Origin of the sequence: Vibrio sp. RE88, assembly GCF_013113835.1 — a bacterium.
GTDB lineage: Bacteria > Pseudomonadota > Gammaproteobacteria > Enterobacterales > Vibrionaceae > Vibrio.
The window spans coordinates 727408-753028 of the sequence record NZ_VTYQ01000003.1 but is presented as its reverse complement, the minus strand read 5'-3'; the positions used below and the strand labels follow the sequence as shown (position 1 = coordinate 753028).

28 protein-coding genes are annotated in these 25621 nt (G+C 46.6%); 23 read left to right on the top strand and 5 right to left on the bottom strand.

All coding sequences use genetic code 11. The features are described from left to right. Nucleotides 1–16 precede the first annotated feature (16 nt). The gene (locus F0265_RS09435; protein WP_064488530.1) at nt 17–364 is read right to left on the bottom strand and encodes an ArsC family reductase; all 348 of its coding nucleotides are present in this window, start codon (nt 362–364) and stop codon (nt 17–19) included. A 213-nt stretch (nt 365–577) separates the two neighbouring features. Here F0265_RS09435 and F0265_RS09430 point away from each other — a divergent pair, with 213 nt between their 5' ends. Then, nucleotides 578–865, top strand: a complete 288-nt coding sequence (locus tag F0265_RS09430; protein WP_043007189.1) for a helix-turn-helix domain-containing protein — start codon at nt 578–580, stop codon at nt 863–865. On the opposite strand, the gene F0265_RS09425 is transcribed toward F0265_RS09430, so the two are convergent. Both F0265_RS09425 and F0265_RS09420 read right to left on the bottom strand, forming a co-directional pair. Beyond that, nucleotides 862–1215 (bottom strand): DUF4156 domain-containing protein, encoded by a 354-nt coding sequence (locus tag F0265_RS09425; protein ID WP_171748659.1) that lies wholly within the window; start codon nt 1213–1215, stop codon nt 862–864. The two genes, F0265_RS09430 and F0265_RS09425, sit on opposite strands and share 4 nt — an antisense overlap. After that, complete coding sequence (locus F0265_RS09420) at nt 1199–1543, bottom strand: DUF2956 domain-containing protein (protein WP_171748658.1); 345 nt, start codon at nt 1541–1543, stop codon at nt 1199–1201. Before F0265_RS09420 ends, F0265_RS09425 begins: the two co-directional genes overlap by 17 nt. 95 nt (nt 1544–1638) lie before the next feature. On the opposite strand from F0265_RS09420, the gene F0265_RS09415 reads away from it, so the two are divergent. Next, the gene (locus F0265_RS09415) at nt 1639–2178 is read left to right on the top strand and encodes a tetratricopeptide repeat protein (protein ID WP_171748657.1); all 540 of its coding nucleotides are present in this window, start codon (nt 1639–1641) and stop codon (nt 2176–2178) included. 68 nt (nt 2179–2246) lie between these two features. Here the strand turns inward: F0265_RS09415 and nrfA are convergent, their stop codons facing one another. After that, nucleotides 2247–3677 carry an ammonia-forming nitrite reductase cytochrome c552 subunit gene (gene nrfA / locus F0265_RS09410; RefSeq protein WP_171748656.1) on the bottom strand — a complete coding sequence of 477 codons (1431 nt, stop codon included), beginning with the start codon at nt 3675–3677 and terminating at the stop codon, nt 2247–2249. 474 nt (nt 3678–4151) lie between these two features. Between nrfA and nrfB the strand changes: the two genes are divergently transcribed. From nrfB to F0265_RS09360, 10 genes are all read left to right on the top strand, one after another. Continuing rightward, a complete protein-coding gene (gene nrfB / locus F0265_RS09405; protein ID WP_171748655.1) occupies nt 4152–4742 on the top strand; it encodes a cytochrome c nitrite reductase pentaheme subunit in 591 nt (196 codons plus the stop codon). A gap of 1 nt (nt 4743) precedes the next feature. Then, entirely contained in the window at nt 4744–5433 is a 690-nt protein-coding gene (nrfC, locus tag F0265_RS09400) for a cytochrome c nitrite reductase Fe-S protein (RefSeq protein ID WP_006959535.1), read from the top strand. Next, nucleotides 5433–6404: a cytochrome c nitrite reductase subunit NrfD gene (nrfD, locus tag F0265_RS09395; protein ID WP_064489008.1), complete on the top strand. Its 972-nt coding sequence runs from the start codon at nt 5433–5435 to the stop codon at nt 6402–6404. The genes nrfC and nrfD overlap by 1 nt, the downstream gene beginning before the upstream one ends. Before the next feature lie 2 nt (nt 6405–6406). Continuing rightward, entirely contained in the window at nt 6407–8314 is a 1908-nt protein-coding gene (nrfE, locus tag F0265_RS09390) for a heme lyase NrfEFG subunit NrfE (RefSeq protein WP_171748654.1), read from the top strand. Further along, the gene (locus F0265_RS09385) at nt 8292–8828 is read left to right on the top strand and encodes a DsbE family thiol:disulfide interchange protein (RefSeq protein ID WP_171748653.1); all 537 of its coding nucleotides are present in this window, start codon (nt 8292–8294) and stop codon (nt 8826–8828) included. Before nrfE ends, F0265_RS09385 begins: the two co-directional genes overlap by 23 nt. Further along, nucleotides 8825–9265 (top strand): cytochrome c-type biogenesis protein CcmH, encoded by a 441-nt coding sequence (locus tag F0265_RS09380; protein WP_171748652.1) that lies wholly within the window; start codon nt 8825–8827, stop codon nt 9263–9265. The genes F0265_RS09385 and F0265_RS09380 overlap by 4 nt, the downstream gene beginning before the upstream one ends. 81 nt (nt 9266–9346) lie before the next feature. After that, complete coding sequence (locus tag F0265_RS09375; RefSeq protein ID WP_171748651.1) at nt 9347–9805, top strand: DUF2919 family protein; 459 nt, start codon at nt 9347–9349, stop codon at nt 9803–9805. A gap of 82 nt (nt 9806–9887) precedes the next feature. Next, entirely contained in the window at nt 9888–10790 is a 903-nt protein-coding gene (locus F0265_RS09370) for a Dyp-type peroxidase (RefSeq protein WP_171748650.1), read from the top strand. Between the two features lie 144 nt (nt 10791–10934). Further along, nucleotides 10935–12068 carry a flagellin gene (locus tag F0265_RS09365; protein ID WP_006959528.1) on the top strand — a complete coding sequence of 378 codons (1134 nt, stop codon included), beginning with the start codon at nt 10935–10937 and terminating at the stop codon, nt 12066–12068. A gap of 247 nt (nt 12069–12315) precedes the next feature. Beyond that, the gene (locus F0265_RS09360; protein WP_064488519.1) at nt 12316–13449 is read left to right on the top strand and encodes a flagellin; all 1134 of its coding nucleotides are present in this window, start codon (nt 12316–12318) and stop codon (nt 13447–13449) included. Here F0265_RS09360 and F0265_RS09355 read toward each other — a convergent pair. After that, complete coding sequence (locus tag F0265_RS09355) at nt 13433–13699, bottom strand: hypothetical protein (protein WP_171748649.1); 267 nt, start codon at nt 13697–13699, stop codon at nt 13433–13435. The two genes, F0265_RS09360 and F0265_RS09355, sit on opposite strands and share 17 nt — an antisense overlap. Between F0265_RS09355 and F0265_RS09350 the strand changes: the two genes are divergently transcribed. The 11 genes from F0265_RS09350 to fliG all read left to right on the top strand — a co-directional run bounded on the left by F0265_RS09350 (nt 13680) and on the right by fliG (nt 25621). Beyond that, a complete protein-coding gene (locus tag F0265_RS09350) occupies nt 13680–14813 on the top strand; it encodes a flagellin (RefSeq protein ID WP_171748648.1) in 1134 nt (377 codons plus the stop codon). The genes F0265_RS09355 and F0265_RS09350 overlap by 20 nt on opposite strands. 71 nt (nt 14814–14884) lie before the next feature. Next, nucleotides 14885–15313, top strand: a complete 429-nt coding sequence (gene flaG / locus F0265_RS09345; RefSeq protein ID WP_065740544.1) for a flagellar protein FlaG — start codon at nt 14885–14887, stop codon at nt 15311–15313. 20 nt (nt 15314–15333) lie between these two features. After that, nucleotides 15334–17358, top strand: a complete 2025-nt coding sequence (fliD, locus tag F0265_RS09340; protein ID WP_171748647.1) for a flagellar filament capping protein FliD — start codon at nt 15334–15336, stop codon at nt 17356–17358. After that, entirely contained in the window at nt 17342–17665 is a 324-nt protein-coding gene (locus F0265_RS09335) for a flagellar protein FliT (RefSeq protein ID WP_171748646.1), read from the top strand. Before fliD ends, F0265_RS09335 begins: the two co-directional genes overlap by 17 nt. Before the next feature lie 11 nt (nt 17666–17676). Then, nucleotides 17677–18087, top strand: a complete 411-nt coding sequence (fliS, locus tag F0265_RS09330) for a flagellar export chaperone FliS (RefSeq protein WP_019274549.1) — start codon at nt 17677–17679, stop codon at nt 18085–18087. Between the two features lie 257 nt (nt 18088–18344). Further along, complete coding sequence (locus F0265_RS09325; protein WP_171748645.1) at nt 18345–19811, top strand: sigma-54 dependent transcriptional regulator; 1467 nt, start codon at nt 18345–18347, stop codon at nt 19809–19811. A gap of 122 nt (nt 19812–19933) precedes the next feature. Continuing rightward, nucleotides 19934–20995, top strand: coding sequence for an ATP-binding protein (locus F0265_RS09320; protein ID WP_065740540.1), 1062 nt, complete (start codon nt 19934–19936; stop codon nt 20993–20995). Beyond that, nucleotides 20995–22395, top strand: a complete 1401-nt coding sequence (locus F0265_RS09315; RefSeq protein ID WP_171748644.1) for a sigma-54 dependent transcriptional regulator — start codon at nt 20995–20997, stop codon at nt 22393–22395. Before F0265_RS09320 ends, F0265_RS09315 begins: the two co-directional genes overlap by 1 nt. 98 nt (nt 22396–22493) lie before the next feature. Next, nucleotides 22494–22805: a flagellar hook-basal body complex protein FliE gene (fliE, locus tag F0265_RS09310; RefSeq protein ID WP_171748643.1), complete on the top strand. Its 312-nt coding sequence runs from the start codon at nt 22494–22496 to the stop codon at nt 22803–22805. A gap of 16 nt (nt 22806–22821) precedes the next feature. Beyond that, nucleotides 22822–24570: a flagellar basal-body MS-ring/collar protein FliF gene (gene fliF / locus F0265_RS09305; RefSeq protein ID WP_065740537.1), complete on the top strand. Its 1749-nt coding sequence runs from the start codon at nt 22822–22824 to the stop codon at nt 24568–24570. Continuing rightward, a complete protein-coding gene (fliG, locus tag F0265_RS09300; protein WP_065740536.1) occupies nt 24563–25621 on the top strand; it encodes a flagellar motor switch protein FliG in 1059 nt (352 codons plus the stop codon). The genes fliF and fliG overlap by 8 nt, the downstream gene beginning before the upstream one ends.

Genomic DNA, 25621 nt, shown 5'->3' with positions numbered 1-25621 from the left:
CTTGAATTCCTTTTGCTTAAGAGAAAATGGCTGAATATTGATCGGCTTTAAAGCCAAGATGGTAGTCATCACCAGAGACTAAAATTGGGCGTTTGATCATTGCTGGCTGCTCTACCAGTAGCTCGATGGCGTTGGCTTCATTCAGGCTATCTTTCTGTTCCTGAGTCAGTTGACGAAAAGTCGTGCCGCGTTTGTTAAGCACATTTTCCCAACCTAGCTGCTGGCAAAATGTTTCAACCATCTGTTTATCAACGCCCTGTTTACGGTAGTCATGGAATTGGAACTCCACGCCTTCTGCTTCCAACCATTTTTTGGCTTTTTTGATGGTGTCGCAGTTCGGAATTCCGTACATGGTGATTGTCATAGTTAAACCTTTGAGAGTGACTTATATAAAGTTATTAGAAGCTTTTTGGCATCCTAGCAGGAACTGTAATCAGAGACAAAAGTGTCTCAGATATATTTCATCTGACAAAAAAAATGTGTCTCAAAAGTTGAGGATCGATGAGTTATTGATCAAACGCAACACACCGCATAGCAAAACAGAAATAATGACTCTAGAAATTTATAGGAGGTATCAATGGAATTGAGTCCTGTTTTTGCAAGGCGCTTATATTTAGCATTACTGGTTCAGAATCTCGATAGGCCGAATGTGCCAAAACTGATTGAGAAAACGGGCTGGCCACGCCGGACGATTCAAGACGTAATCAAAGCTCTGCCTGGTATTGGCATCGAACTGATGTTCATTCAGGATGGCCGCAGACACAACGATGGGTATTATCAGTTGTCTGACTGGGGGCCTTTTGACAGCCAGTGGGTATTGGAAAGAGAAGCGGACATTGCCGCGTCTCTAGGGTTTTGTGCCTAACGACCCGTTGGGCAGTCATAGGCACTGCCCAGTATGGTAAAAGATGTGGTGAAGTCTTGCGGCGACGTCATATAAACAGTATTCGCGCCAAGTTGACTGGCGCGATTTTTTATCTGATTAACCGCTCCCTGAACCATGACATCGTTAGGGTAGAACAGGTAGGTGTACCAATGTCCTTCACTGCCAGTCAGATCGCCCTGCCACTGACAGTTCGCGGGGTCGAAACTGCTGTCCATTCTAATCTGGACGTTGCTAGCATCATGCTTGAGTTGAGAGATTGGGGTTGTGCAGCCTGCGAGTAAAGTAATCGGCAAAGCGATGAAGCATAGCTGACTAAATTTGAGTGACATAAATAATAAAACCAATCCAACTGAGGGCTAATAATGCCCATGGTAGCATATTGGTTTTTGCTTGCGCTTCTACCGTTGTCACTGTTTCGGCTTCTGGCTGGACGACTGCAGAGTGTTGAGCTTGTTTGGCTTTTTGCGCTTTTTTCTTGGCTTTATCCGCTTGACGAGCCTTATCTTTGTGTTGCTTTTTGTACTGAGCGATGCCTTTTTCTATTCCCTGAGCAATCAACTTAGTCTGTTCTTTAGTTTGGCCCGGTTTCTGTGTCGCTTTGGCGACTTTCATCGCTTCTTGTTGTGTTTCCTGAGAAGGAACGACTTTATTTTTCATGAGGGTTGTTACCGCGAGATCAAAGATAGCGTTATCTTAACACGATATAATTCTGCCTATCATTGAAGTTATTCCTTTGTCGATGGAACGGATAAATGAAGCGTATCTTGGTGACCAGTTTAGTCATTTCACTCCCCGTGTTTTTGTGGCTACGGGGCGAAGCGCCACAGCCTCAACAGCCTGTACTTTCGGTTCAAACGCATGATGGGTGGATGCAAGATATCCAGCATCAACTTAAGCAGGATCCCAATCAGGCTGAGTTATGGTTTCAACTGGGACACGGTTATCTGAATGAACAGGACTTTTCCTCGGCGCTCACTTGCTTTGATTATGCGATTCGCTTAAGTCCTAAAGCTAGCGCCAATCAGTTTGCTGCCAAGGCGACTGCACTTTATTTCGAACGATCTCAGCGTATGACTGAAGAGGTAAATCATCTACTGGCAAAGGCTCTAGAGTTGGATGCCAGTAATGTGACGGCTCTGACCTTAATTGCCAATGACCATTTCATCAGCTTTCACTATCAAGAGGCTATCGATACTTGGACTCAACTGTTGGACTCTCAGCGTCAGGATATCGACCGAGTTGCTGTGATTCACTCGCTTAATCAAGCAAAAGCCATGCTAGGGCGAGAATAGATTGACGGCGCGTCTTGAAAACAAAAAAACCTCCCGTGCTAGGGAGGTTTTTTATTAGTAATAAATGTTTAGTACGTCGCCTCTTCGCGTTTCTGGGCGGATTTTTCCCACTCAGGCACAACCGTTTTAAGGAAGTGTTGTTTGTCGCTGTTCATTTTTTCCATATCCATGCCAAGAGCCTGCTGGGCTTTGGCCTTAGTCGAAATGTCCGGCAGTTCAACAGGCTCTGTCACGCCTTTGGTTGCGAGTAAGCGAACCAATTTTGTACGGGCATCTGCCGCACGGTCGACCGCTGTGCCTAACACTTCAAGTGCTACCTCTGGCGCGTGCATATGAATACCATGAGAGGCTATCGCGTAGTCCCAGCGCCACTGAGCATGACGAATATCCTGAAGAATGTCTTTCATTTCATCTTCAGTCGCGCCAGCTTTCCATGCTGCTCCAGCTTCAAAGTGTGCGGCGACGATTTGCTTCTCTGCTGTCAGCTTCATGTTGAGTACCTGAGCTTTGCGCGATGAAACGATGTTCTTCAATTGATCTTTGCTTTGCGTATGACAGTTGGCACAGGTGTCTTCAAAGCGGTCAAAGGGGTTACCCACTTTATGATCGGTATAGACGGTACCATCTTCCTTGGTGACTTTTGGCATATGGCAGTCAACACAGGCGACTTTGTTCTTACCATGAATGCCGTCACGCCAGGTCTCATAGCCAGGGTGCTGTGCTTTCAACATCGGTGCTTTCGAGACTTTATGCGTCCAGTCTTTGAAGCCAATCGAGTCATAGTACTCTTCCATTGCCGTGACGTTGGTACCTTTATCCCAAGGGAATTTGACCGATTTCTTGGGACCAGCGAAGTAGTACTCGACGTGGCATTGGGCACAGACCGTTGCCTGTTGGTCGAGGCGTGACTGCTTTTCAAATGGTTTGTCGATGGCTTGGAAAGCACGTTCTACATAGGGCTTAGTTATCGCTAAAGCGGGCTCGCCATTTTTGAATGCTTCACTGCGAGTATCATGGCAGTCAGCACAGCCAATCGGGTTAACGATCTGATCGCCAAGTCGTGCCCATTTGCCATCGAAATAGCCGTCTTCGCCACGCTCTTCTATCACTCGGCCCACATCTGGGCTCTTACAACTCCAGCAAGCCATTGGCATTGGGCCAGATTTTTCGTCACTCGGAGCACCAGTTCTCAGTGTTTGACGCACGTCGTCAATCGCATAAAAGTGGCCGCGGGCTTTATTGTAGTCTTTGGCAAAACCATAGCCTGCCCACATGATGACCATATTAGGGTCATCGGCGAGAGCATCTTCAATATGTTCGCTTTCTGATGTTTGTTTCCAAGATTGGTACTGATCAGGGTGATGTTGTTCATAGGCCTGATTTCGCGGATCGATAAGGCCTTTTTCATCAGATGCAGCAACGCTGGTGGTACTGATAACAGTACCCGCCAATATTACTATTGCTGCAACGGACTTTGGTATCCAGTGCAATTTATTCACAGTGCTATCTCCATAATTCTGTTTTATTAGCAGCGTTGTGAACTGGCTAATTCCAAATTAAGAATTGGAGAACTGAAATAAATTGTAATAAAAGGAAATATTTGTAAAAACTCACGAATAACGCTTCATTGCTTTAGATCAATTTAGGTCAGTGATCTGGCTCAAAGTTGATTTTTAATAACCCTAAAGGGGTAGGTGTGTTGTGAGGTATGGATAATGAAATTCATTATCATCAATGACTTATGGTTATTAACCATATATAAAATAAGGTGATAAAGATCGAGGTTTAGTGCAAAATAACTACTACTAAAGAGTAGGCTGAGTAAAATGTAATCGATAGCGTTGTGGCTTTTCCAAAATAAGAATTGATCTCATTTAGTGGTAATTAAAATACCGCTGAAGGGCATTAGTTTTGACCAGACTGTTTATTTTGAGCTTAGCTCGAAATCCGTTCTGGAATAAGGAAAGGATAAAATGGGCAATATAAAGTTGGCCATAGTCATAATGCTGAAAACCATTCTTGCATTCTGCCTCTATGGCTATTCTCTTCATGCCGTTGCTGCTGATTCTTCTGCCCCCATTGCCGAAGAAACCGCAACTCGTCATGAAGTTACGCTTATCCGGGACAAAGATTACAAATGTATTCAATGTCATAAGGATTCCAAAGAATCACTTCAGCAATCTCATGGTGAAAATGCTCATGAGATTCTAGGTCGTGAAGTGAATTGTACTAACTGTCATAGCAACATCGGACCTGACCACCGTGAAGGTGCTCCGCAAGTCATCAAGTACTCATCTGCACAATCTCAGCAGGGAACAGAGAAAACCTACCTCGACCCTGACGCCATTTTGAAGGCCAATAGCCAGTGTACTGATTGCCATAAGCCGAAGTATCTGCGTGAAGATAGCTGGACACATGATGTGCATGCCAAAAACCTCACCTGCTCTAACTGTCATGATGTTCATGCCAGTAAAGCAAAAGTCCTTGGTTTGGAGCACAAGCAGAAAATCAAGCTGTGTGTCGACTGTCATTCAGACTTCAATCAGTTGAAAGAGGAGCAATGATATGAGTTGTTCTAGACGAAACTTTTTAACTGGTGCTGGCGCCTTGATTATGACCACAGGCGTAGCCGGGACTGCGATGATCAGCAGTCGTAAGACGTTAGCAAATGTCGAACAGGTCGATGATAAGCTCTATGGCATGATTCACGATGAGACCGCCTGTATCGGTTGTACCGCTTGTACTGAAGCTTGTCGCGAGGTCAACAAGGTACCGGAAGGGGTGTCGAGGCTGGAAATCATTCGTAGCGAGCCACAAGGAGAATTTCCTGATGTGGAATATCGCTTTACTCGCAAATCTTGCCAGCACTGTGAAAACCCACCTTGTGTGTATGTTTGCCCGACGGGCGCAGCATATAAAGATGAGAAGACAGGCATTGTCGATGTGGATAAGGACAAGTGTGTCGGCTGTGGCTACTGCCTTGCCGCGTGCCCTTATCAAGTGCGCTTCTTCAATCCCGAAGACCATTCCGCAGACAAGTGCAATTTTTGTCGTGATACCAATCTTGCCGAGGGCAAGTTACCTGCCTGTGTTGAATCTTGTCCGACCAAAGCCTTGGTGTTTGGCGACCTCAACGACCCGCAAAGTCAAATCAATCAAGTGTTAAGTAACCATGTGGTCTATCGCGATAAAGCACACTTAGGTACCAAACCTAAGTTGTACAAAATACCACACAACAAAGGGGAGGTTTCATGATGAACGGTATTGAAACGGCTTTCCATTTTGATTCATTGGTCTGGGACTGGATCATCGCTATTTACTTGTTTCTTGCGGGAATGTCCGCTGGGGCTGTGATGATTGGCTTGTATCTCAAACGCCGCGTAATTGAAGGTGACCCTGCCAATAACGGCATCCTTAAAGCCGTCGCTTGGTTGGCTCCCTTTGGCATTATTGCCGGTTTGACGATATTGATTTTCCACCTCACCAAACCTTTGGCGTTCTGGAAGATTATGATCTACTACAATCCGTCTTCAGTCATGTCGATGGGGGTAATTCTCTTCCAAGTTTATATGGCGGTCTTATTCGTTTGGATTGGTGTGATTTTCCGCCACCAGATCATACAGTTCTGCGAAGGCAAACTTCCGGGTGGGCTATTGGACTGGGTTGATGGTGTGTTGATAAAAGTCGGTAAGATGAATAACCCTGTCGAGTTGTTTCTGGGTGTGTTGGCGATATTGCTTGCGGCCTACACAGGGTTTCTGCTTTCTGCACTGAAAACTTACCCGATGTTGAACAACCCTGTGTTGCCGATCCTGTTCCTGTTTTCCAGCCTTTCTTCGGGTGCAGCGGCATGTTTGCTGTTTGGTATTCTCGTATTCAAAGAATCGGCGCACAGCCCGAGTGTTCGTTGGGTGCATGGGTTTGAACGCCCGGTTGTGTTGTTCGAACTGTTTGTTTTGGTGACCTTCTTTACTGGCCTGATATTCAGTGGCGGTCAGAATGAAGTGGCGGCTTGGAATGCCATCGGGGGAGGCTTCTGGTCAAACTGGTTCTGGTTTGGCGTTGTGTTGATTGGGATGTTACTGCCGTTGACTCTCAATGCCGTTACGCCAAACGAAGTGCGCCATAACGGCAGTTACATCTTCATAGTGACAACGCTGAGTTTGGTCGGGGTACTGATGTTACGTACCTTTATTCTCTACGCCGGTCAGATGACGGTGGTGTAAGCATGTGGGGAGAGACAGGACATTTTGCTCTGATATGGGTTGCTGTTTCGAGTTCAGTTTGTGCTTCAGTTTGGGCGTGGCAGCACTATTCTGAACAAAGTGCACCGTTTTCCCTGATATGGCCTGTCAGGCTCAACGCAGCAATGGCTTCGTTGAGCCTGATTATTCTGGCGATTTTGTTTGCCTCTGACCGATTTGAATTCGAGTACGTTGCCACTCACTCTAATATTGCGCTACCACCATTCTTCAAGCTGGCCGCTGTGTGGGGAGGTCATCAAGGCTCCATGCTGTTTTGGGTGTTTACACTTAACTTGTGGGCAGGTTTGATTTCATTTATTCGTCATTCTAATGGGCGATATATCGGACATGTTCTGTGGATCATGACCTTGTTTATTGCGGCGTTTTCGTGGTTTACCTTACTCGCTTCAAACCCGTTTGTTTACGCGCAAACCTTGTTAACTCAGGGGCGCGATCTCAACCCTATGCTTCAGGACGTGGGGCTGATTTTTCATCCTCCGCTGTTGTACCTTGGCTACATAGGTTATTCCACTGTACTGGCGTTTGCGTTGGCGGCGTTAATGCAAAAACCGTATGACAACCAATGGGTCATACTATGTAAACCTTGGGCGATATCTGCGTGGGCATTTCTGACGCTTGGGATACTGGTCGGTTCATGGTGGGCCTACAACGAGTTAGGCTGGGGAGGATGGTGGTTCTGGGATCCAGTTGAGAATGCATCATTGTTGCCTTGGCTGACGGGGACAGCTTTGCTGCATAGTATGGTGGCCTCTAGGCGCCATCAGCAGTTGATGGTCTGGACGTTGATCTTAGCTTTGGTGACATTCAGCCTTAGTATTCTCGGTACCTTTATCGTCCGCTCGGGAGTACTGACCTCGGTGCATGCCTTTGCGGTCGACCCGGGAAAAGGCATTGCGCTTCTTGGTATTTTGGCTGTTACCTTGTTCGCCTCTTTTGCCCTTTTAATTGACCGAGGTGAGACCATACGCAGCCAAAAGTTGACGGCTATTATCAGCCGATCTTATCTGGTGCTTCTCTCGATAGGCCTGCTGGTGATCGCCACGTTTACTGTTTTCCTTGGTACTTTTTACCCCATGGTTTATGAGTTGCTGCAACTGGGAACAATATCGGTTGGCGCACCCTATTTTAATACATTGCTTCTACCTTTATCGGCTCTGGCGCTAATGGCAATGGGCTGGGCTCCCTTCCTGAAATGGCAATCAGGGTTGGTGAACTCATGGCAACGGATGGTCGTGTTTTTTGTCTTCTCTTTCTTAGCCGGTGCAATGTTGTATTTTGGGCAAATGGAAACGTGGTCATCCGCAGCAATGTTGATTTGGGGGCTGGCGTGCTGGGTAGTGTTTAGCCATCTGTGGTGGGCTATCCGTTTGGGTAAGCTCAATTTTATGCTCTTGGCTCATATCGGGTTGGCTATTGGCGCGATAGGGTGTGTTATGAATGCGGAGCACTCATCTCCGCTAACCCGCAAACTTGGGCCTGGAATGTCAGCAGAGTTTCGCGATTGGCAAGTTGAATATCTGAAAACGGAGTGGCGTGTAGGTAAAAACTTCTCGGCAGAGCAAGCACAGCTGCGTTTTACTGATGCTGAAGGTCGAGCGTTTGAGCTCAAACCTGAGCGTCGCCATTACCCCGTCCGAGTCATGAATATGAGTGAGCCTGCGATTCACACGACTTGGCTTGGAGATTATTATGTGACACTTGCTGCCAAGGTCGATGGGCACAGCTATGCAGTTAAAATTCAGTACAAAGCATACATTTGGTGGATCTGGGGTGGTGGATTATTAGCGACATTTGCTGCATTTTTGCCTCTTATCACCAAACTTTCGCCGAGAATAGTGAGAGCAGAATATGATGTCGTCCAAAAAGTCTAAATTCTTCATCCTTTGCGTCTCGCTGGTAGTGTTTATCCTAATCCTCGGGGCGGCACTGAATGAAGGCACTTCCAACTCAGGCAGTCACGCTGTTCGAGAATTTCCAGTGAACGAGGTTGAGTTACTGGCTGGGAATGAACGGGTTCAGGCTAAGGCGTTATTCCAGTCGGAGTATCAACTGGTTAATGTCTGGGCGTCGTGGTGCAGTATTTGCCGCGCGGAACATGAATTTCTTAATCAATTGAGTGAGCAAGGCATTGCTGTGATCGGGCTTAACTATAGAGACCAAGCAAAGGCTGCAAACCAGTATCTGGCTCAATTGGGTGACCCTTATCAAACGGTGATCTACGATCCTCAAGGGGAGTTATCTATCGATCTGGGTGTGGTTGGCACCCCCGAGACATATCTTATCAATCAGGCTGGGGAAATTGTGTATAAACACTCAGGGCTGCTCAACCCTAGTATCTGGCAGAAGCAATTTGCCCGCTTCTTTACCGAGGAGAAGAGTCGATGAGAGCGCTTTATTGCCTGATCCTGTTGCTGTTTGTTCAGAGTAGTTACGCGGTTGATGAAGAGCTATTTGTTGCGGTTTCAGAACAGCAAATATCCCAAGTTGAGCTGTTTGAGTTTACCTCTCCAGAGTTACACGAAAAAGCGCTACGTTTGGCTAAGTCCCTGCGTTGTCCGCAGTGTCAAAATCAAAACCTGATCGAATCCAACTCTCCAATAGCAAAAGATTTGCGTCTGATTGTTTTCAGCAAGATCAATCAAGGACAGAGTGAGCAGGAAGTGAAGGAGTTCATGACGGCGCGCTACGGCGAATTTGTGTTATATCAGCCTGAGTTTACCGTCCGCAATGCTCTGCTTTGGTTCGTGCCGATCTTATTACTTCTGATGTTTATTGCTTTATCAGTAAGGCGGGTGCGAGCGAACTCTAACAATATCGGATGAGTTTTATAGGTAATATCTGATAGAAAAATACCTCAATTGGTATAGAGTGGAGTTTAACTTCTCAACCGCAGTTACCTATCAGTGCGATACGCTTTAGAACAATACGATAAACATGGTTTTCTCAAAGCCCCCAAATGGCTTTGGCTTGGTTGGCTGTTTCTCGCCAAAGCGTGGGTGGTTTTTGTTGTCGCCGGTGCGAGCCGAGAAAGCGGCGCTAAGATCCTAAATATTGTCTACCCCGATCATTCAATGTTGTATCTGGGTTTGGCGATGGGGCTGCCTAGCATCGCGTTAATGTGGATGATCAGCTTGCGCAGCCCGGAACGAAAGTGGATAAGCCATTTAGTCAGTTGGGGTAAAACGATTACCATGCTGGTGATTGGCGGCCAGTTTGTTCAAACTCTTTATCACGTATACCTAGAACATGGCGCTTTCCGCTGGGCGAATGCCGCCACCTTGCTATTTCTGCTGTGGTTTATGCTTTATATCTATAAGAGTCGCAGCGTACGCGATTGTTTTTCTGCGCCGCCATCCGATTGACGTAACGGGTGATGATCGCTATCAATACTCTTAAAACAGAACACAATACACTGAGCAAATATGTAAATGTGAGGACATAAAAATGACAATCCCTCAAAGTGCCATCCTTCCTGAAGCAGGACCTTTCGCTCAATACACGCTGCTTAAGGTGACACAGGAACATGCTGCCGTACTGGAACAGCTACAGGCTCTACCATCACTTGTTGAAGAACTTAATCAGCAACAGCCTGGAGCTGAACTGACTCTTTCCGTAGCGTTCAGCAAATCATTCTGGTCAAAGTGTGACGCCGCGATGCCAGATGAACTGATTGACTTCCCGCAGCTTGGAGAAGGCAGCACCATAGCGCCGAGTTCTGATGTGGATGTGCTTATCCATTGCCATTCGAATCGTCATGATTTGCACTTTTATCTGCTGCGCACATTCTTTGCCCAAGCGTCAGACAACGTGGTGGTGGTTGATGAAACCTATGGTTATCGCTATCTCGACTCTCGAGACATGACGGATTTTGTCGATGGGACAGAAAACCCGAAAGATAGTCAGCGCCATGAAGTAGCAATTATTCCTCAAGGAGAGTTGGCTGGTGGCAGTTACGTTATGGTGCAGCGTTTTGTTCATGACCTGCCTTCTTGGAATCGACTGAATGTGTCTGCTCAAGAAAAAGTCATCGGGCGGACTAAACCGGATTCGATTGAGTTAGATAATGTGCCAGCTGCGTCTCACGTTGGTCGTGTAGACATTAAAGAAGAAGGTAAAGGCCTAAAGATTGTTCGCCATAGCTTACCTTATGGCAGTGTGTCGGGTGAGCATGGTCTGCTGTTTATTGCCTATTGCAACACGTTACACAATTTCAAAGCCATGCTGGAAAGCATGTATGGCGCGACCGACGGTAAAACAGACCAGTTATTGCGCTTTACGAAAGCTGTGACAGGTGCATACTTCTTTGCTCCGTCTGTAGAGATGCTAAACGGGTTAAAGCTTAAGTAAATCAATGAAAGCAAACTAAAGCCTGCACACTATACCGATTATAAACCGAGCCAACGCGCTCGGTTTTTTGTGTAAAAAGACTAAAGAAAATCTCCTCAGGCCGATATAACAAATAACCCTGTTGAGGAAACACTATCTATCGTTATGGCAATCACTGTTAATACCAACGTATCAGCAATGACGGCGCAGCGTTATCTTACGAATGCGACGGACATGCTGAATCAATCACTGGAGAGGCTATCTTCAGGGAATCGTATTAATAGTGCCAAAGACGATGCCGCAGGTTTGCAGATCTCGAATCGACTTGAGTCTCAGATGCGTGGTTTGGATGTCGCAATGCGCAATGCGAACGACGGCATATCCATCATGCAGACAGCCGAAGGTGCGATGAACGAGACAACCAACCTTCTCCAGCGCATGCGTGATCTTTCATTACAATCGGCAAATGGCTCGAACAGTCGAGCAGAAAGAGATGCATTACAGGAAGAAATGGCGGCTTTGAATGATGAATTGAATAGAATCGCCGAAACTACCTCTTTTGGTGGTCGAAAATTGCTCAATGGCTCATTTGCCAGTTCTTCTTTCCAAATTGGTGGTAGTTCCGGTGAAGCGGTTCAGGTATCTCTGAAGAACATGCGCTCCGATAGTATAGAGATGGGCGGCTTCAGTTATATCGCCGCTGGAAAAGCGGACAATAACTGGCAGGTTTCTCAGGGCAGCCAGACGTTGGTGATGGAATACACTAATGCCGAGGGGCAGCAAGAATCGATTCAGATTGAGGCTAAGGCCGGTGATGACATCGAAGAGTTAGCCACTTATATCAACGGTCAAACGGATAAAGTCTCGGCCTCAGTAAATGAAGATGGGCAGCTGCAAGTCTTTATGGCAGGCAAAGAGACATCCGGTACTATTTCCTTTTCTGGCAGCCTTGCAGGTGAACTGCAAATGGGGCTAGCTGGTTATGAAGCGGTTGATAATCTGGACATTTCTAAAGTTGGCGGCGCACAGCGAGCGGTATCTGTAATAGACACCGCGCTTAAGTATGTTGATGGCCATCGTGCTGAACTAGGGGCGATGCAAAATCGCTTTAATCATGCGATTAACAACCTAGGCAACATCAACGAAAACTTGGCCGCGTCGAATAGCCGTATAAAAGACACCGACTACGCCAAAGAAACCACCCAAATGCTTAAGCAACAGATTTTACAGCAAGTTAGCACATCAATCCTGGCACAGGCTAAACAACAGCCAAATCTAGCCCTAACCTTATTGGGTTAATTATCAAAAAAAAGAAAATATTATCGACTGAGTGAATTAAAGCTTTAGCGAAAAATTGCGTTTTTTTAAGTTTTTTCGTATTTGGTCAACTTTTCTCCTCCAAAAGCATTTTTTTTCAAAAAAACTTAAAAAAATACTCAAGGTTCTCGAAATTGAGCCGTTAATAAAAGTAACTTTGAGAGAACTACTTTGGTTTTCCGAGACGTCGGAAACCGGTTACATCGGAAAATCAAACGGAGAAATCACCATGGCAGTGAATGTAAATACTAACGTAGCAGCAATGACAGCACAGCGTTACCTAAACGGCGCTAACAATGCACAGCAATCTTCAATGGAACGTCTATCTTCTGGCTTCAAGATTAATAGCGCAAAAGATGACGCAGCAGGTCTACAGATCTCTAACCGTTTGAATGTGCAAAGCCGCGGTCTAGATGTTGCAGTACGTAACGCGAATGACGGTATTTCTATCGCACAAACTGCTGAAGGTGCGATGAATGAGACGACCAATATCCTGCAACGTATGCGTGACCTATCGCTACAATCAGCTAACGGCTCTAACTCTAAATCAGAGCGTGTTGCGATTCAGGAAGAAGTGACAGCACTAAACGACGAACTGAACCGTATTGCTGAAACCACTTCTTTCGGTGGTAACAAACTACTAAACGGTACCTACGCGACGAAATCTTTCCAAATTGGTGCAGACAATGGTGAAGCGGTAATGCTGACATTGAACAACATGCGCTCAGATAATGTTGGCATGGGTGGCACAAGCTACCAAGCAGCAAACGGCAAAGATAAAGATTGGACAGTGCAGGCTGGTGCAAGCGACTTGGCTATCACACTGACTGATACAGACGGCCAGCAGCAAACCATTAATATCAATGCAAAAGAAGGCGACGATATTGAAGAGTTAGCGACATACATCAATGGTCAGACTGATATGGTCAAAGCGTCTGTCGATGAAGAAGGTCAATTACAAGTATTCGCAGGTACTGACAAAGTTGAAGGCGCAGTTAGCTTTGGTGGTGGTCTTGCGGGTGAATTGAGTATGGGTCAAGGTCAAGCCGTTACTGTTGATACTATTGATGTTACTTCAGTAGGCGGTTCTCAAGAATCGGTTGCCATCATCGACTCAGCTCTTAAATATGTAGATAGCCACCGTGCTGAGCTGGGTGCATTCCAGAACCGTTTCAACCATGCAGTTAACAACTTAGATAACATCAACGAGAATGTGAATGCGTCGAAGAGCCGAATCAAAGACACCGACTTCGCGAAAGAAACAACGGCACTGACTAAAGCGCAAATTCTTTCTCAAGCTTCAAGTTCTATTCTTGCTCAGGCGAAACAAGCGCCAAACTCAGCGCTTAGCTTACTCGGCTAAAACTGATTCTCTTAAGAAAAAATCCAGCTTCGGCTGGATTTTTTTTGTTTTTATAATTCTTTGATTTAAAAAGAATTTGTGGCTTATTGACTCCAATCACAGAAATTTTTTTAAAATTTTTTCTAAAGGATATATTTCCTCCGCCGTTAAAAGACTGAGAGAAATGAGATGCACCAAAGTGAGGTGAGAGACGCTGAGGTGCATCACCCTTAATGCCTAAGGAGATCAATATGGCAATTAACGTAAACACCAATGTGTCTGCGATGACTGCTCAGCGATACCTTAATGGTGCTGCTGACGGCATGCAGAGATCGATGGAGCGTCTATCATCGGGTTACAAAATAAACAGTGCTCGTGATGACGCTGCAGGCCTTCAAATTTCCAACCGTTTAACATCGCAAAGTCGTGGTTTAGACATGGCGGTGAAAAACGCAAACGATGGTATCTCCATTGCACAGACTGCTGAAGGTGCAATGAATGAGACAACCAATATCCTTCAACGTATGCGTGACCTGTCACTGCAATCGTCTAATGGTTCGAACTCACGTTCGGAGCGAATCGCGATTCAGGAAGAGGTTACCGCACTCAACGACGAATTAAACCGTATTGCAGAAACCACCTCATTTGGTGGTAACAAACTGCTTAACGGTACGTTTGGTAGTCAGTCATTCCAGATCGGTGCGAGCTCGGGCGAGGCAGTGATGCTCACTATGGGCAATATGCGCTCAGATACTTCTGGAATGGGTGGTAAAGCATACATCGCGCAACAGGGTAAAGATAACGATTGGACCGTCTCTCAGGGTTCAACTGACCTTACTCTGGACTATACTGATGTACATGGAGAAGCTAAACAGTTAACCATAAATGCTAAGGTTGGTGACGATATCGAGCAGCTTGCGACCTATATCAATGGTCAAAGCGAAGACGTGAAAGCGTCGGTCGGTGACGAAGGCAAATTACAGCTGTTCGCAGCGAATAACAAAGTAGCGACAGATGTCACTATTGGTGGGGCGTTAGGCGGTGATATTGGTTTTGGTGCCGCTGAGAATAGAACGGTTTCCGACGTTGATGTATCTACTGTCGCAGGCTCACAGATGGCGGTTTCCGTTATCGACGGTGCTCTGAAAACGGTAGACAGTCAGCGTGCGGAATTGGGTGCATTCCAGAACCGTTTTAGCCATGCGATCAGCAACTTGGACAACATCAACGAGAACGTTAACGCGTCTCGTAGCCGTATCCGAGACACTGACTATGCGAAAGAAACGACTCAGATGACTAAGTCGCAGATTTTGCAGCAGGCAAGTACTTCAGTACTGGCGCAGGCAAAACAATCACCATCAGCAGCTCTTAGCTTATTAGGTTAATCGATAGGTTCGGAACGAGCTTATTGGTAGGTAATAGGATTACCAACCTATAAGGTGGAAGGGAGATTGTTATGGAAATACCATCCTACACATCGAACGTCCAGCCTTACGGCTCAGAAAGTGGCACTAAAGTTGCTTCAAAATATGATGGTGCACAGCAAGTTTCCTCGCGGAAAGAACAGGTTTCTACAGCCGAAGTGAGAGAACAAGCTGCTGAAGCTGTTAATCAAGCGATAGAAGCGTCTCAACAACGTGAAAAGCTTAACAGGGAAGAGCGGCAACGTATGGTACAGCAAATGAACGAGTTCATTGCGTCCATCAACACTGGCCTATCTTTTCGGGTCGATGAAGAGTCGGGAAGAGATGTAGTGACCATTTATGAAGCGGATACTGGCGATATAATTCGTCAGATACCCGATGAGGAAATGTTAGAAATACTGCGACGCCTGAGGGATCAAACAGCCCGGTATTCATCGGGGTTGTTGAACCAGACGGTATGATCGTATTTTGAGGTGATTGAATGAGCTTTGGCCCTGTAGGGATGAATTCTGGCATGGATATCAATGCCATGGTCAGCAAAATTGTTGATTCGGAGCGCGTACCTAAGCAGCAACGAATCGACAATGAGCGTGGCAAAATTGATTCCAGTATCAGTGCCTACGGTCGGCTCAGAGAGTCGTTGGATACGATGAAAAACTTGATGGCGAGCTTTCGTCAAGAGAAAGCTTTCGCCGCAAGAAAGGTAGAATCTACGGATGATACCGTTGTATCCGCGACGGCAACCACTGAAGCTATCGCTGGTAGATATGCTATCGATGTGTTGCAGCTTGCCCAGAGTCATAAAATTGCGTCTGACGTATTACCAGAAGATGCGAAATTTGGCCCGGGTAAGCTGCAGATTTCTCTCGGTGAAAAAAAATTCACCGTTGACGTTCAGGAAAATTCAAAGCTGGTTGATATTGTTCGCGGTATCAATGGCAGTAAAACCAACCCCGGCGTTCGTGCATCGGTCATCAATGATGTCGAAGGCCCACGTCTTATCGTTGCTTCAAGTAATTCAGGTGAACAAAACGCACTCAAATTGAGTGTGGAATCCGCACCGGATAATCTTCTCAAAAGACTCGAATACAAAACACTTGAACAGCGCGTTAAAGATCTTGAGCAAGCTCGTGCGGCTGCGCAAGATCTTCTCAAACCACTCACTGCTGAAGAACAAGCCGTTGCCGATCGCATTGCAGAGCAAAACATTGAGGCGGCAAAGGTTGTCGATCAGGAGATTGCCGATACGTCTAAACAAGCGGCAATTGCTGCCGATGCCAATGCGGCAAAAGACGCAAGTGCCGGTAATGAGCTTTCAGATGCCGCCGCTGCAGCCGCGGCTGCGGCCGGTGCCGAAGCTAATAAATACTTGAAACCAGAAGAGCGTATTCCTGGCTGGACCGCGACCGCGTCCGGTACATTACTTGACTCGTATTGGGAGCCAGAGCCTCAGCTTGATGCCAAAGCGCTGGAAAAAGCCTCTGATGTTCCCGGTTGGAGTGTCACGGCTTCGGGTACTCTGACGGACTCATATGTAACACCAAAAGAAGCGCAGGCCGCGTTAGATGCGAAACAGGCTGCGTTGGAAGACAAACTGGCTCAGGAAAGAGCATCACTTCAATCGCGCGTTCTGGCTGGCGAACTGACCCCTGAGCAAGCCAAAGAGCTTGAACGTGCCAAGTTGCCGAAAGAAGAACGGGAATATCTGGAACGAATTGATCAGGCGCAGGCTGACCTGAAATCGGCGCAGGAATCATTTGACGCTTATCGCGGAATGAGCCAAGTACAAGCGGCACAGGATTCGAAAGTATTGCTTGATGGTGTTGCTCAGCTTTCCAGTGATAACAACATCATTGAAGATGCCATTGAAGGCGTAGACCTGACCTTAAAAGGCCGTTCTGAGCGCGGCAAAACACCGTCAGAGATTGATATCGAATATGACCGTCAGGGCGTACGAGACGATATCGAGCAGTTTGTTTCGGCATACAACCAGTTCTATCAGGTATCTCAAGAACTTTCCGGTGTGGATCCCCGCACCGGAGCCGCAGGTCCTCTGGCGGGTGACAGTGTGGTTCGAAGTGCAGACTCAAGACTGAAGTCGGTGTTTTCATCACGAGTTGAACCTGCTCCTGAAGATCTCAAAACGCTGACTGAATTCGGTATTACAACGACACGTCAGGGAACACTGGAAATCAACTATGACATGTTGGACCGCCAGCTCAATAACAACTTCAACAAGTTAGAAGATTTCTTTGGCGGTAACCAAGGGTTTGCGAAAAAAGTTGAAGATGCGATTCAGGGTATTACAGGTGTTACCGGCTCTATTCGTACGCGTGAGCGCAGCATGGTGGAACAAAATTACCGCCTTGATGATGATCAGGCATCTCTAGATCGCCGCATGGATAGCCTAGAAAAACGTACACACGCCAAATTTACGGCGATGCAGGACGCAACAAGCAAAATGCAGTCTCAGCTAGCAGGTATGATGAATGCACTTGGCGGATGATTTTTTGGCACAGGTCTCATTTCTTGGTGATCTTGATCACGGTATTACTAGTAATCTTTCAGCAGCTGACATTAATACTGAAGAAATCCTTGAGTTGGTCGATAAAAGGGAACAGTTATTGCTAACCTTGATCAGTACTATTAATGAGCACCAAGAGTTAGCGCAGTTACCAGAATGGCAGAGTGCCATTGAGCGCACTCAGTTGACTGTTGAGTTGATGCAGAAGAAAACCGCTGAACTTGGCAGTAGTTTGCAAAAGTACCGCTACGGCAATAAATCGGTGCAGCAGTACAAGAAATTTATATAAAGAGGATTGTTATGCGTGGTTCATTACAGGCTTACAAGAAGGTATCGGTAGATAGCCAGCTCAGTGCTGCCTCCCCGCATAAAATTGTTCAAATGCTGATGGCGGGTGCTATCGAGCGCTTGATTCAGGGTAAAGCGGCAATGGAGCAGGGCAATATTCCTGTTAAGGGTGAGAGACTGGGTAAAGCTCTAGACATCATCATTAGCTTACGCAGCTGCCTATCGATGGACGATGGCGGTGACATTGCCCAGAACCTGGATCAGTTGTACGAGTTTATGATTACCCAAATTACTGAGGCAAATCACAAGAATGATCCTCAACCTATCGATGACGTGATTGATATTATTCGCGAGATTAAATCAGCATGGGAGCAAATCCCACCTGAATATCACAATCTGACCGCGACTGATGTAGGAATTTAAGATATAAGTTAAATTTATACTGTTGTATTGAAATATCTTGCATAAAAAGCTTTTGGGCAAACGTCACATCGCCTAATTGCTTGGTTGCCTTTATTTTTTTATCAAATAGAATAGAAGCCACTTAGTAGCCTAGTGGCTTATTTTGTTGCTGAAGTTTATAAATTGTCTATCACTAATCCTGTTCTATAGTTAGGTTAGTTGTTAGAAACAGAAATAACAGCCACAACGTTTCAAGATAAAGGCAATAATTCTCACCTATGCAAGGTTTAGCAAAGCTGCTCGTAATTGAAGATGATGCTCAAGCACGCATCAATCTGAGTAATATATTAGAATTTGTCGGAGAACAATGTGAGGCGATCAGTTCCGCACAACTGAGCGACGTTAACTGGTCGGATGTTTGGGCTGGCTGCATTGTGGGTTCGCTTCAGAGCCAAAACTTCTCAACTCAGCTGAGTACACAACTCTCCCAAGCTAACCATATTCCTTTACTTATCGCGGGAACACATTCTTATCCAGTTGAAGAAATGACCAATTATGTTGGTGAACTGGAATATCCTTTAAATTACCCTCAATTAAGTGAAGCGCTTCGTCATTGCAAAGACTTCCTTGGTCGCAAAGGCGTCAACGTTGTTTCTTCTTCACGAAAAAACACCTTGTTCCGCAGCCTAGTTGGGCAAAGTATCGGTATTAAAGAAGTTCGCCATCTGATTGAACAAGTCTCCGCTACCGAAGCGAATGTTCTTATTCTTGGTGAGTCGGGAACAGGCAAAGAAGTCGTTGCTCGTAATATTCATTACCATTCTGCACGTCGAAACGGGCCATTTGTACCAATCAACTGTGGTGCTATTCCTCCTGACCTGCTCGAAAGCGAACTGTTTGGCCACGAGAAAGGGGCTTTTACTGGAGCAATTACTTCTCGTAAAGGACGATTCGAACTGGCAGAAGGCGGTACATTATTCCTCGATGAAATCGGTGATATGCCGATGCCAATGCAGGTTAAACTGTTGCGTGTGTTGCAAGAACGCTGTTTTGAGCGCGTAGGCGGTAACACCACTATTCGTGTCAATGTTCGCGTGATTGCTGCGACTCACCGTAATCTGGAAACCATGATTGATGATGAGTCTTTCCGCGAAGACTTATACTACCGTCTCAATGTGTTCCCAATCGAGATGCCTGCACTGCGTGATCGCATTGAAGATACTCCGTTGCTATTGCAAGAGTTGATGACGCGAATGGAAGCAGAAGGCGCTCAGCCAATCTGCTTTACGCCGCGAGCGATCAACTCACTGATGGAGCACAATTGGCCGGGTAATGTTCGTGAACTGGCGAACCTTGTTGAGCGAATGATCATTCTTTATCCAAACAGCTTGGTCGACGTCAATCACCTGCCAACTAAGTACCGTTACAGCGATATCCCTGAGTTTCAGCCAGAGCACAATGTGTTTGCTTCTGTTGAAGAACAGGAGCGTGACGTGCTGCAGGACATTTTTGCGGAAGATTTCAGCCTTGATGAGGCCGACGGCCTGCATGAAAACTCCAATGCACCCCAAGAGTTACCGCCTGAAGGTGTTAACCTTAAAGAGATGCTAGCCGAATTGGAAGTCAACATGATAAACCAAGCGTTAGAGGCTCAGGGCGGAGTGGTTGCCCGTGCCGCTGACATGCTTGGAATGCGTCGAACAACTCTGGTTGAGAAGATGCGAAAATACAATGTGCAGCGATAAATTGGGTATTTTCGACGCTGTCAAAATATCGACTTCACATTAAGATCTTGAAAAATATACGAAATAGCCTGGCGTGCTTCTTGCATTTCAGGCTATTGTAGTTTTTAAGGCAGAAATACGACATGCAATCAGCTCAGGCGATCATGAATCAGCAACCACTCGGAACACTCGAAGAACAAGTTGAACGATATAAGCAGGTATTGGACGTTATGCCAGCAGGCGTGATTCTGCTCGATACCCAGGGTGTTGTTCATGAAGCGAACCCAGAAGCGCAACGTTTGTTAGAGATGCCGCTTATTGGGCAGAAATGGTTTGAAGTGATTCAGCAAGCATTTGCTCCGCGCGAAGATGACGGTCATGAAATATCTCTGCGCAACGGCCGCAAAGTACGCTTGGCGATTTCAGCGTCCACAACAGGTCAGCTGATTTTGATTACTGACCTGACAGAGACGCGTTTGCTGCAATCTCGCATCAGTGATCTACAGCGTTTGTCCTCGTTGGGTCGTATGGTGGCGTCGTTGGCGCATCAGGTAAGAACGCCTTTGTCCAGTGCGATGCTTTATGCGTCAAACCTGGCGGCTCCGAACCTACCGCCAGCTACGAAAGACCGATTTCAGAATAAATTAATGGATCGCCTGCATGACTTGGAAAAGCAAGTCAATGATATGTTGTTGTTCGCCAAAGGGGGCGACAACAAGGTGGTGAAACCCTTCACGATTGCTGAATTGGTGAGTGAGTTTTCTCCTATGGTGGAAACCGCACTGAAAAACAATCAGATTGATTATCACCTTGAAGTTGAGCAGGAAGAAACGCAACTGCTAGGCAATGCGAACGCGGTGGCATCAGCACTGAGCAACTTGGTGATGAACGCAATTCAAATTGCGGGCAAACAATCACAAGTCGATGTCTTTTTCCGCCCGGTAAACAATGAGCTGAAGATTTCCGTTCAAGATAGCGGCCCGGGCGTTCCAAAAGAACTGCACAACCAAATTATGGAACCTTTCTTTACGACACGATCACAGGGAACAGGGCTTGGATTAGCCGTTGTCCAGATGGTATGCCGTGCTCATGATGGAAGGTTGGAATTGATTTCTGAGGAAGGTGATGGTGCTTGTTTCACCATCTGTATTCCTCTTGATCGTGCTCCGCAAGCTAACCACGATGTAATGACTGGAGAAGGATAATGGCACAAAGCAAAGTACTAATCGTAGAAGATGATGAAGGTCTACGCGAAGCCTTAGTCGATACCTTGGCGTTAGCCGGATATGAGTGGTTGGAAGCGGACAGCGCGGAAGATGCATTAGTTAAACTCAAAGCTCACTCAGTTGATATTGTCGTTTCTGATGTTCAGATGGCCGGTATGGGTGGTCTTGCACTACTGCGTAACATCAAACAGCATTGGCCTAATTTGCCAGTATTGTTAATGACGGCGTATGCCAACATCGAAGATGCTGTCTCTGCCATGAAAGATGGTGCGATAGATTATATGGCTAAGCCGTTTGCGCCTGAAGTCTTATTGAATATGGTCAGTCGTTATGCTCCGGTGAAATCCGACGATAACGGTGACGCTGTGGTGGCGGATGAGAAGAGCCTTAAGTTGCTTGCTATGGCTGATAAAGTGGCAAAAACCGACGCTAGCGTCATGGTGCTTGGCCCAAGTGGCTCGGGTAAGGAAGTGATGTCTCGCTACATCCACAATGCATCGAATCGAAAAGACGGGCCTTTTGTTGCGATTAACTGTGCCGCGATTCCTGACAACATGCTGGAAGCGACTTTGTTTGGCTACGAGAAAGGTGCCTTTACGGGTGCTGTTCAAGCGTGTCCTGGCAAATTTGAGCAGGCTCAGGGCGGGACGATTCTTCTCGATGAAATCAGTGAGATGGATCTGAATCTTCAGGCGAAGCTGCTTCGTGTCTTGCAAGAGCGTGAAGTTGAGCGATTGGGTAGCCGGAAGAGCATCAAACTGGATGTTCGTGTATTAGCCACCAGTAACCGTGACTTAAAGCTCTATGTTCAGGAAGGTAACTTCCGTGAAGATTTGTACTATCGCTTGAACGTTTTCCCATTAGCATGGCCAGCGCTGTGTGACCGCAAAGGTGATATTGAGCCTCTAGCCAATCATTTGATTGAGCGTCATTGTAAAAAGCTCGGCCTGCCTGTGCCGATATTGTCTGCAAGTGCGATGAATAAATTGCTGGCGTATTCATGGCCGGGGAATGTTCGTGAGTTAGACAACGTCGTGCAACGAGCATTAATCCTCAGTGAAAATGGTAATGTGTCGAGTGACCATATTTTATTGGAGGGGTTGGACTGGCAGGATGCGGGCAGTTTGCAACAAGTTGTTGAGACCGGAGAAATCACAGCTCCAAACATTAAACCAATCGCCGAACCGGATAACGCATTCGCGACCAGTGCAGGTTTAGGCGGTGAACTTCGTGAACAGGAATACGCCATTATTCTTGAGACTTTAACCGAATGTAACGGTCGTCGTAAGGAGATGGCCGAAAAATTAGGTATCAGCCCACGCACCTTACGCTACAAGTTGGCAAAAATGCGTGATGCGGGGATTGATATTCCAAACTAACGTGCTATTTTCGACGCTAAAATTGATATGGCATGTAGATTGCAGCGTCATATTTACAACAAGAATTGTAGTCAAAGAGTTGACGTCCGAGGTATTCAATGAAAATTGATGGTTTTCAAGGCGAAATGCAAGCAATGATGTTCGAAGCAGGGAACACGAAACCTGCGGCGACTGGTCATAAAGTTGGTGCCGATTTTGGTGACTTGCTGAACAATGCCATCAATAACGTGAATGGACTGTCAAAAACTTCCAGTGACATGCAAATGCGATTTGATCGCGGTGATGAAAATGTGTCGTTGTCTGATGTCATGATTGCCCGAAACAAATCAAGCGTTGCGTTTGAGGCAACGATTCAAGTACGTAATAAGCTCGTTGAAGCGTACAAAGAATTGATGAACATGCCAGTTTAAGTGATAGGTATAGTCTGTGGCAGAACAAAATCAATCAACGGATCTTGCGGTTTCGGATGGTGGTCCTGACACCGCAATGGTAGCAACATCAGATATGGATACTGATGTTCAAAATCCGGACTTGGATGAACAAAGCACGTCCAAATTTGACATGGCAGTCGGTGATTTAGATCTCCTGCGTCAGGTTGTCCTCGTTCTCTCCATTTCGATTTGTGTCGCGCTGATTGTGATGTTGTTTTTCTGGGTTCGTGAACCTGAAATGCGTCCACTTGGTGCTTATGATACCGAAGAACTTATTCCGGTCTTAGACTATCTCGATCAAGAAAAAGTGGAATACAAACTGGAGGGGAACACCATCTCTGTCCCCGCCAGTGACTACAACTCGCTCAAACTGAATATGGTTCGTGCTGGCTTAAACAATGAAAGACAAGCTGGTGATGAAATCTTAATGCAAGATATGGGTTTTGGCGTATCTCAGCGTTTAGAGCAAGAACGCCTCAAACTGAGCCGTGAGCGCCAGTTGGCCAAAGCCATTGAAGAGATGAAGCAAGTGCGCAAAGCTCGCGTACTGCTGGCATTACCGAAACAAAGTGTTTTTGTCCGCCACAATCAAGAAGCGTCTGCTTCTGTTTTCCTTACCCTGCGCACTGGTACGTCACTTAAGCAAGAAGAAGTTGACTCTGTCGTTGACATGGTTGCCAGTGCTGTTCCGGGAATGAAACCGACTCGAATTACCGTAACAGATCAGCATGGTCGACTACTTAGCTCTGGCTCTCAAGATCCTGCTTCAGCGGCGCGCCGTAAAGAACATGAGCTAGAGCGGAAACAAGAACAAGCCCTACGAGACAAAATCGACTCTGTCCTGATCCCTATTCTTGGCTTTGGGAACTATACCGCTCAGGTCGATATTCAGCTTGATTTCAGCGCGATTGAACAAACCCGTAAAAGTTTTGACCCCAATACCCCTTCGACGCGAAGTGAATACACTTTGGAAGACTATAATAATGGTAACGTCGTTGCTGGAGTGCCGGGTGCGCTAAGTAACCAGCCTCCTGCTGATGCTTCTATCCCTCAGGATGTGGCACAGATGAAAGATGGCTCCTTAATGGGGCAGGGTTCGGTGCACAAAGAAGCGACGCGTAACTTCGAGCTGGATACCACCATCAGTCATGAGCGTCGCCAGTCTGGGATAGTCAACCGCCAAACGGTGGCTGTTGCGATCAAGAATCGCGCGTCGGTCAATCCAGATACTGGTGAAACCACGTATCAGCCACTGTCGGATGCAGAGCTGCAGTCTATTCGTCAGGTATTAATTGGTGCGGTTGGTTTCAGTGAAAGCCGTGGTGATTTACTCAACGTACTGAGTATGCAGTTCGCTGAGCCTGAAGTTGAAGTGCTTACAGATGTGCCGATTTGGGAGCATCCGAATTTCAACGACTGGGTACGTTGGTTTGCAAGTGCGTTGGTTATCATCGTCGTGGTATTGGTTCTGGTTCGCCCAGCGATGAAGAAACTGCTCAACCCAGCTTCGGATGACGACGATGATCAACTATACGGACCAGATGGGTTGCCAATTGGTGCTGATGGTGAAACCAGCCTAATTGGTGGAGATATGGATGGCGGTGAGCTGTTTGAGTTTGGCTCAAGCATTGATTTGCCTAACCTCCATAAGGATGAAGATGTGCTGAAAGCAGTTCGAGCGCTGGTTGCTAACGAGCCTGAGCTGGCGGCACAAGTAGTGAAGAACTGGATGGAAGATGCCTAACGAAGTCGTACCACAGGGAGAAGGCGGTGGCGAAGTTGTAGAGAACACCGTGGACATAGAAACTATTCCGGGCGAAGAGCGCGCGGCGATCCTTCTACTCAGTTTGAACGAAGAAGACGCTGCGGGAATCATTCGTCACTTAGAACCGAAACAAGTACAACGCGTTGGTAGTGCTATGGCACGTGCTGCTGACCTAAGCCAGGAGAAAGTCGGTGCGGTACACCGTGCTTTTCTGGAAGACATTCAGAAATACACCAATATTGGTATGGGCAGCGAAGACTTTATGCGTAATGCACTGGTTGCGGCCCTTGGTGAAGATAAAGCCAACAACCTCGTTGACCAAATTTTGCTTGGTACTGGCTCGAAGGGTCTCGATTCACTCAAGTGGATGGATCCGCGCCAGGTTGCCAGCATTATTATCAACGAGCACCCTCAGATTCAAACCATTGTTTTGTCCTACCTCGAACCGGATCAGTCTGCAGAAATCTTATCTCAGTTTGCCGAACGTGACCGTCTCGATTTGATGATGCGGATAGCGAACTTAGAAGAAGTGCAGCCATCAGCACTGGCTGAGTTGAATGAAATCATGGAGAAACAGTTCGCAGGTCAAGCGGGTGCACAAGCAGCCAAAATTGGCGGCCTGAAGGCAGCTGCGGAAATCATGAACTACATGGACAACAATGTCGAAGGTATCCTGATGGAGCAGATTCGCGATCAGGACGAAGACATGGCAACGCAGATTCAGGATCTTATGTTTGTCTTCGAAAACCTTATCGAAGTCGACGACCAAGGTATTCAGAAATTGCTGCGTGATGTTCCACAGGATGCGTTGCAACGTGCACTTAAAGGTGCCGATGATCCTCTCCGTGAGAAGATCTTCAAGAACATGTCTAAACGTGCCGCTGAGATGATGCGTGATGACCTTGAAGCGATGCCGCCAATCAAAGTGTCGGATGTGGAAGCCGCACAGAAAGAAGTATTGGCAGTGGCTCGTCGTATGGCCGATTCAGGTGAGATTATGCTAGGCGGCGGTGCCGACGAATTCTTGTAA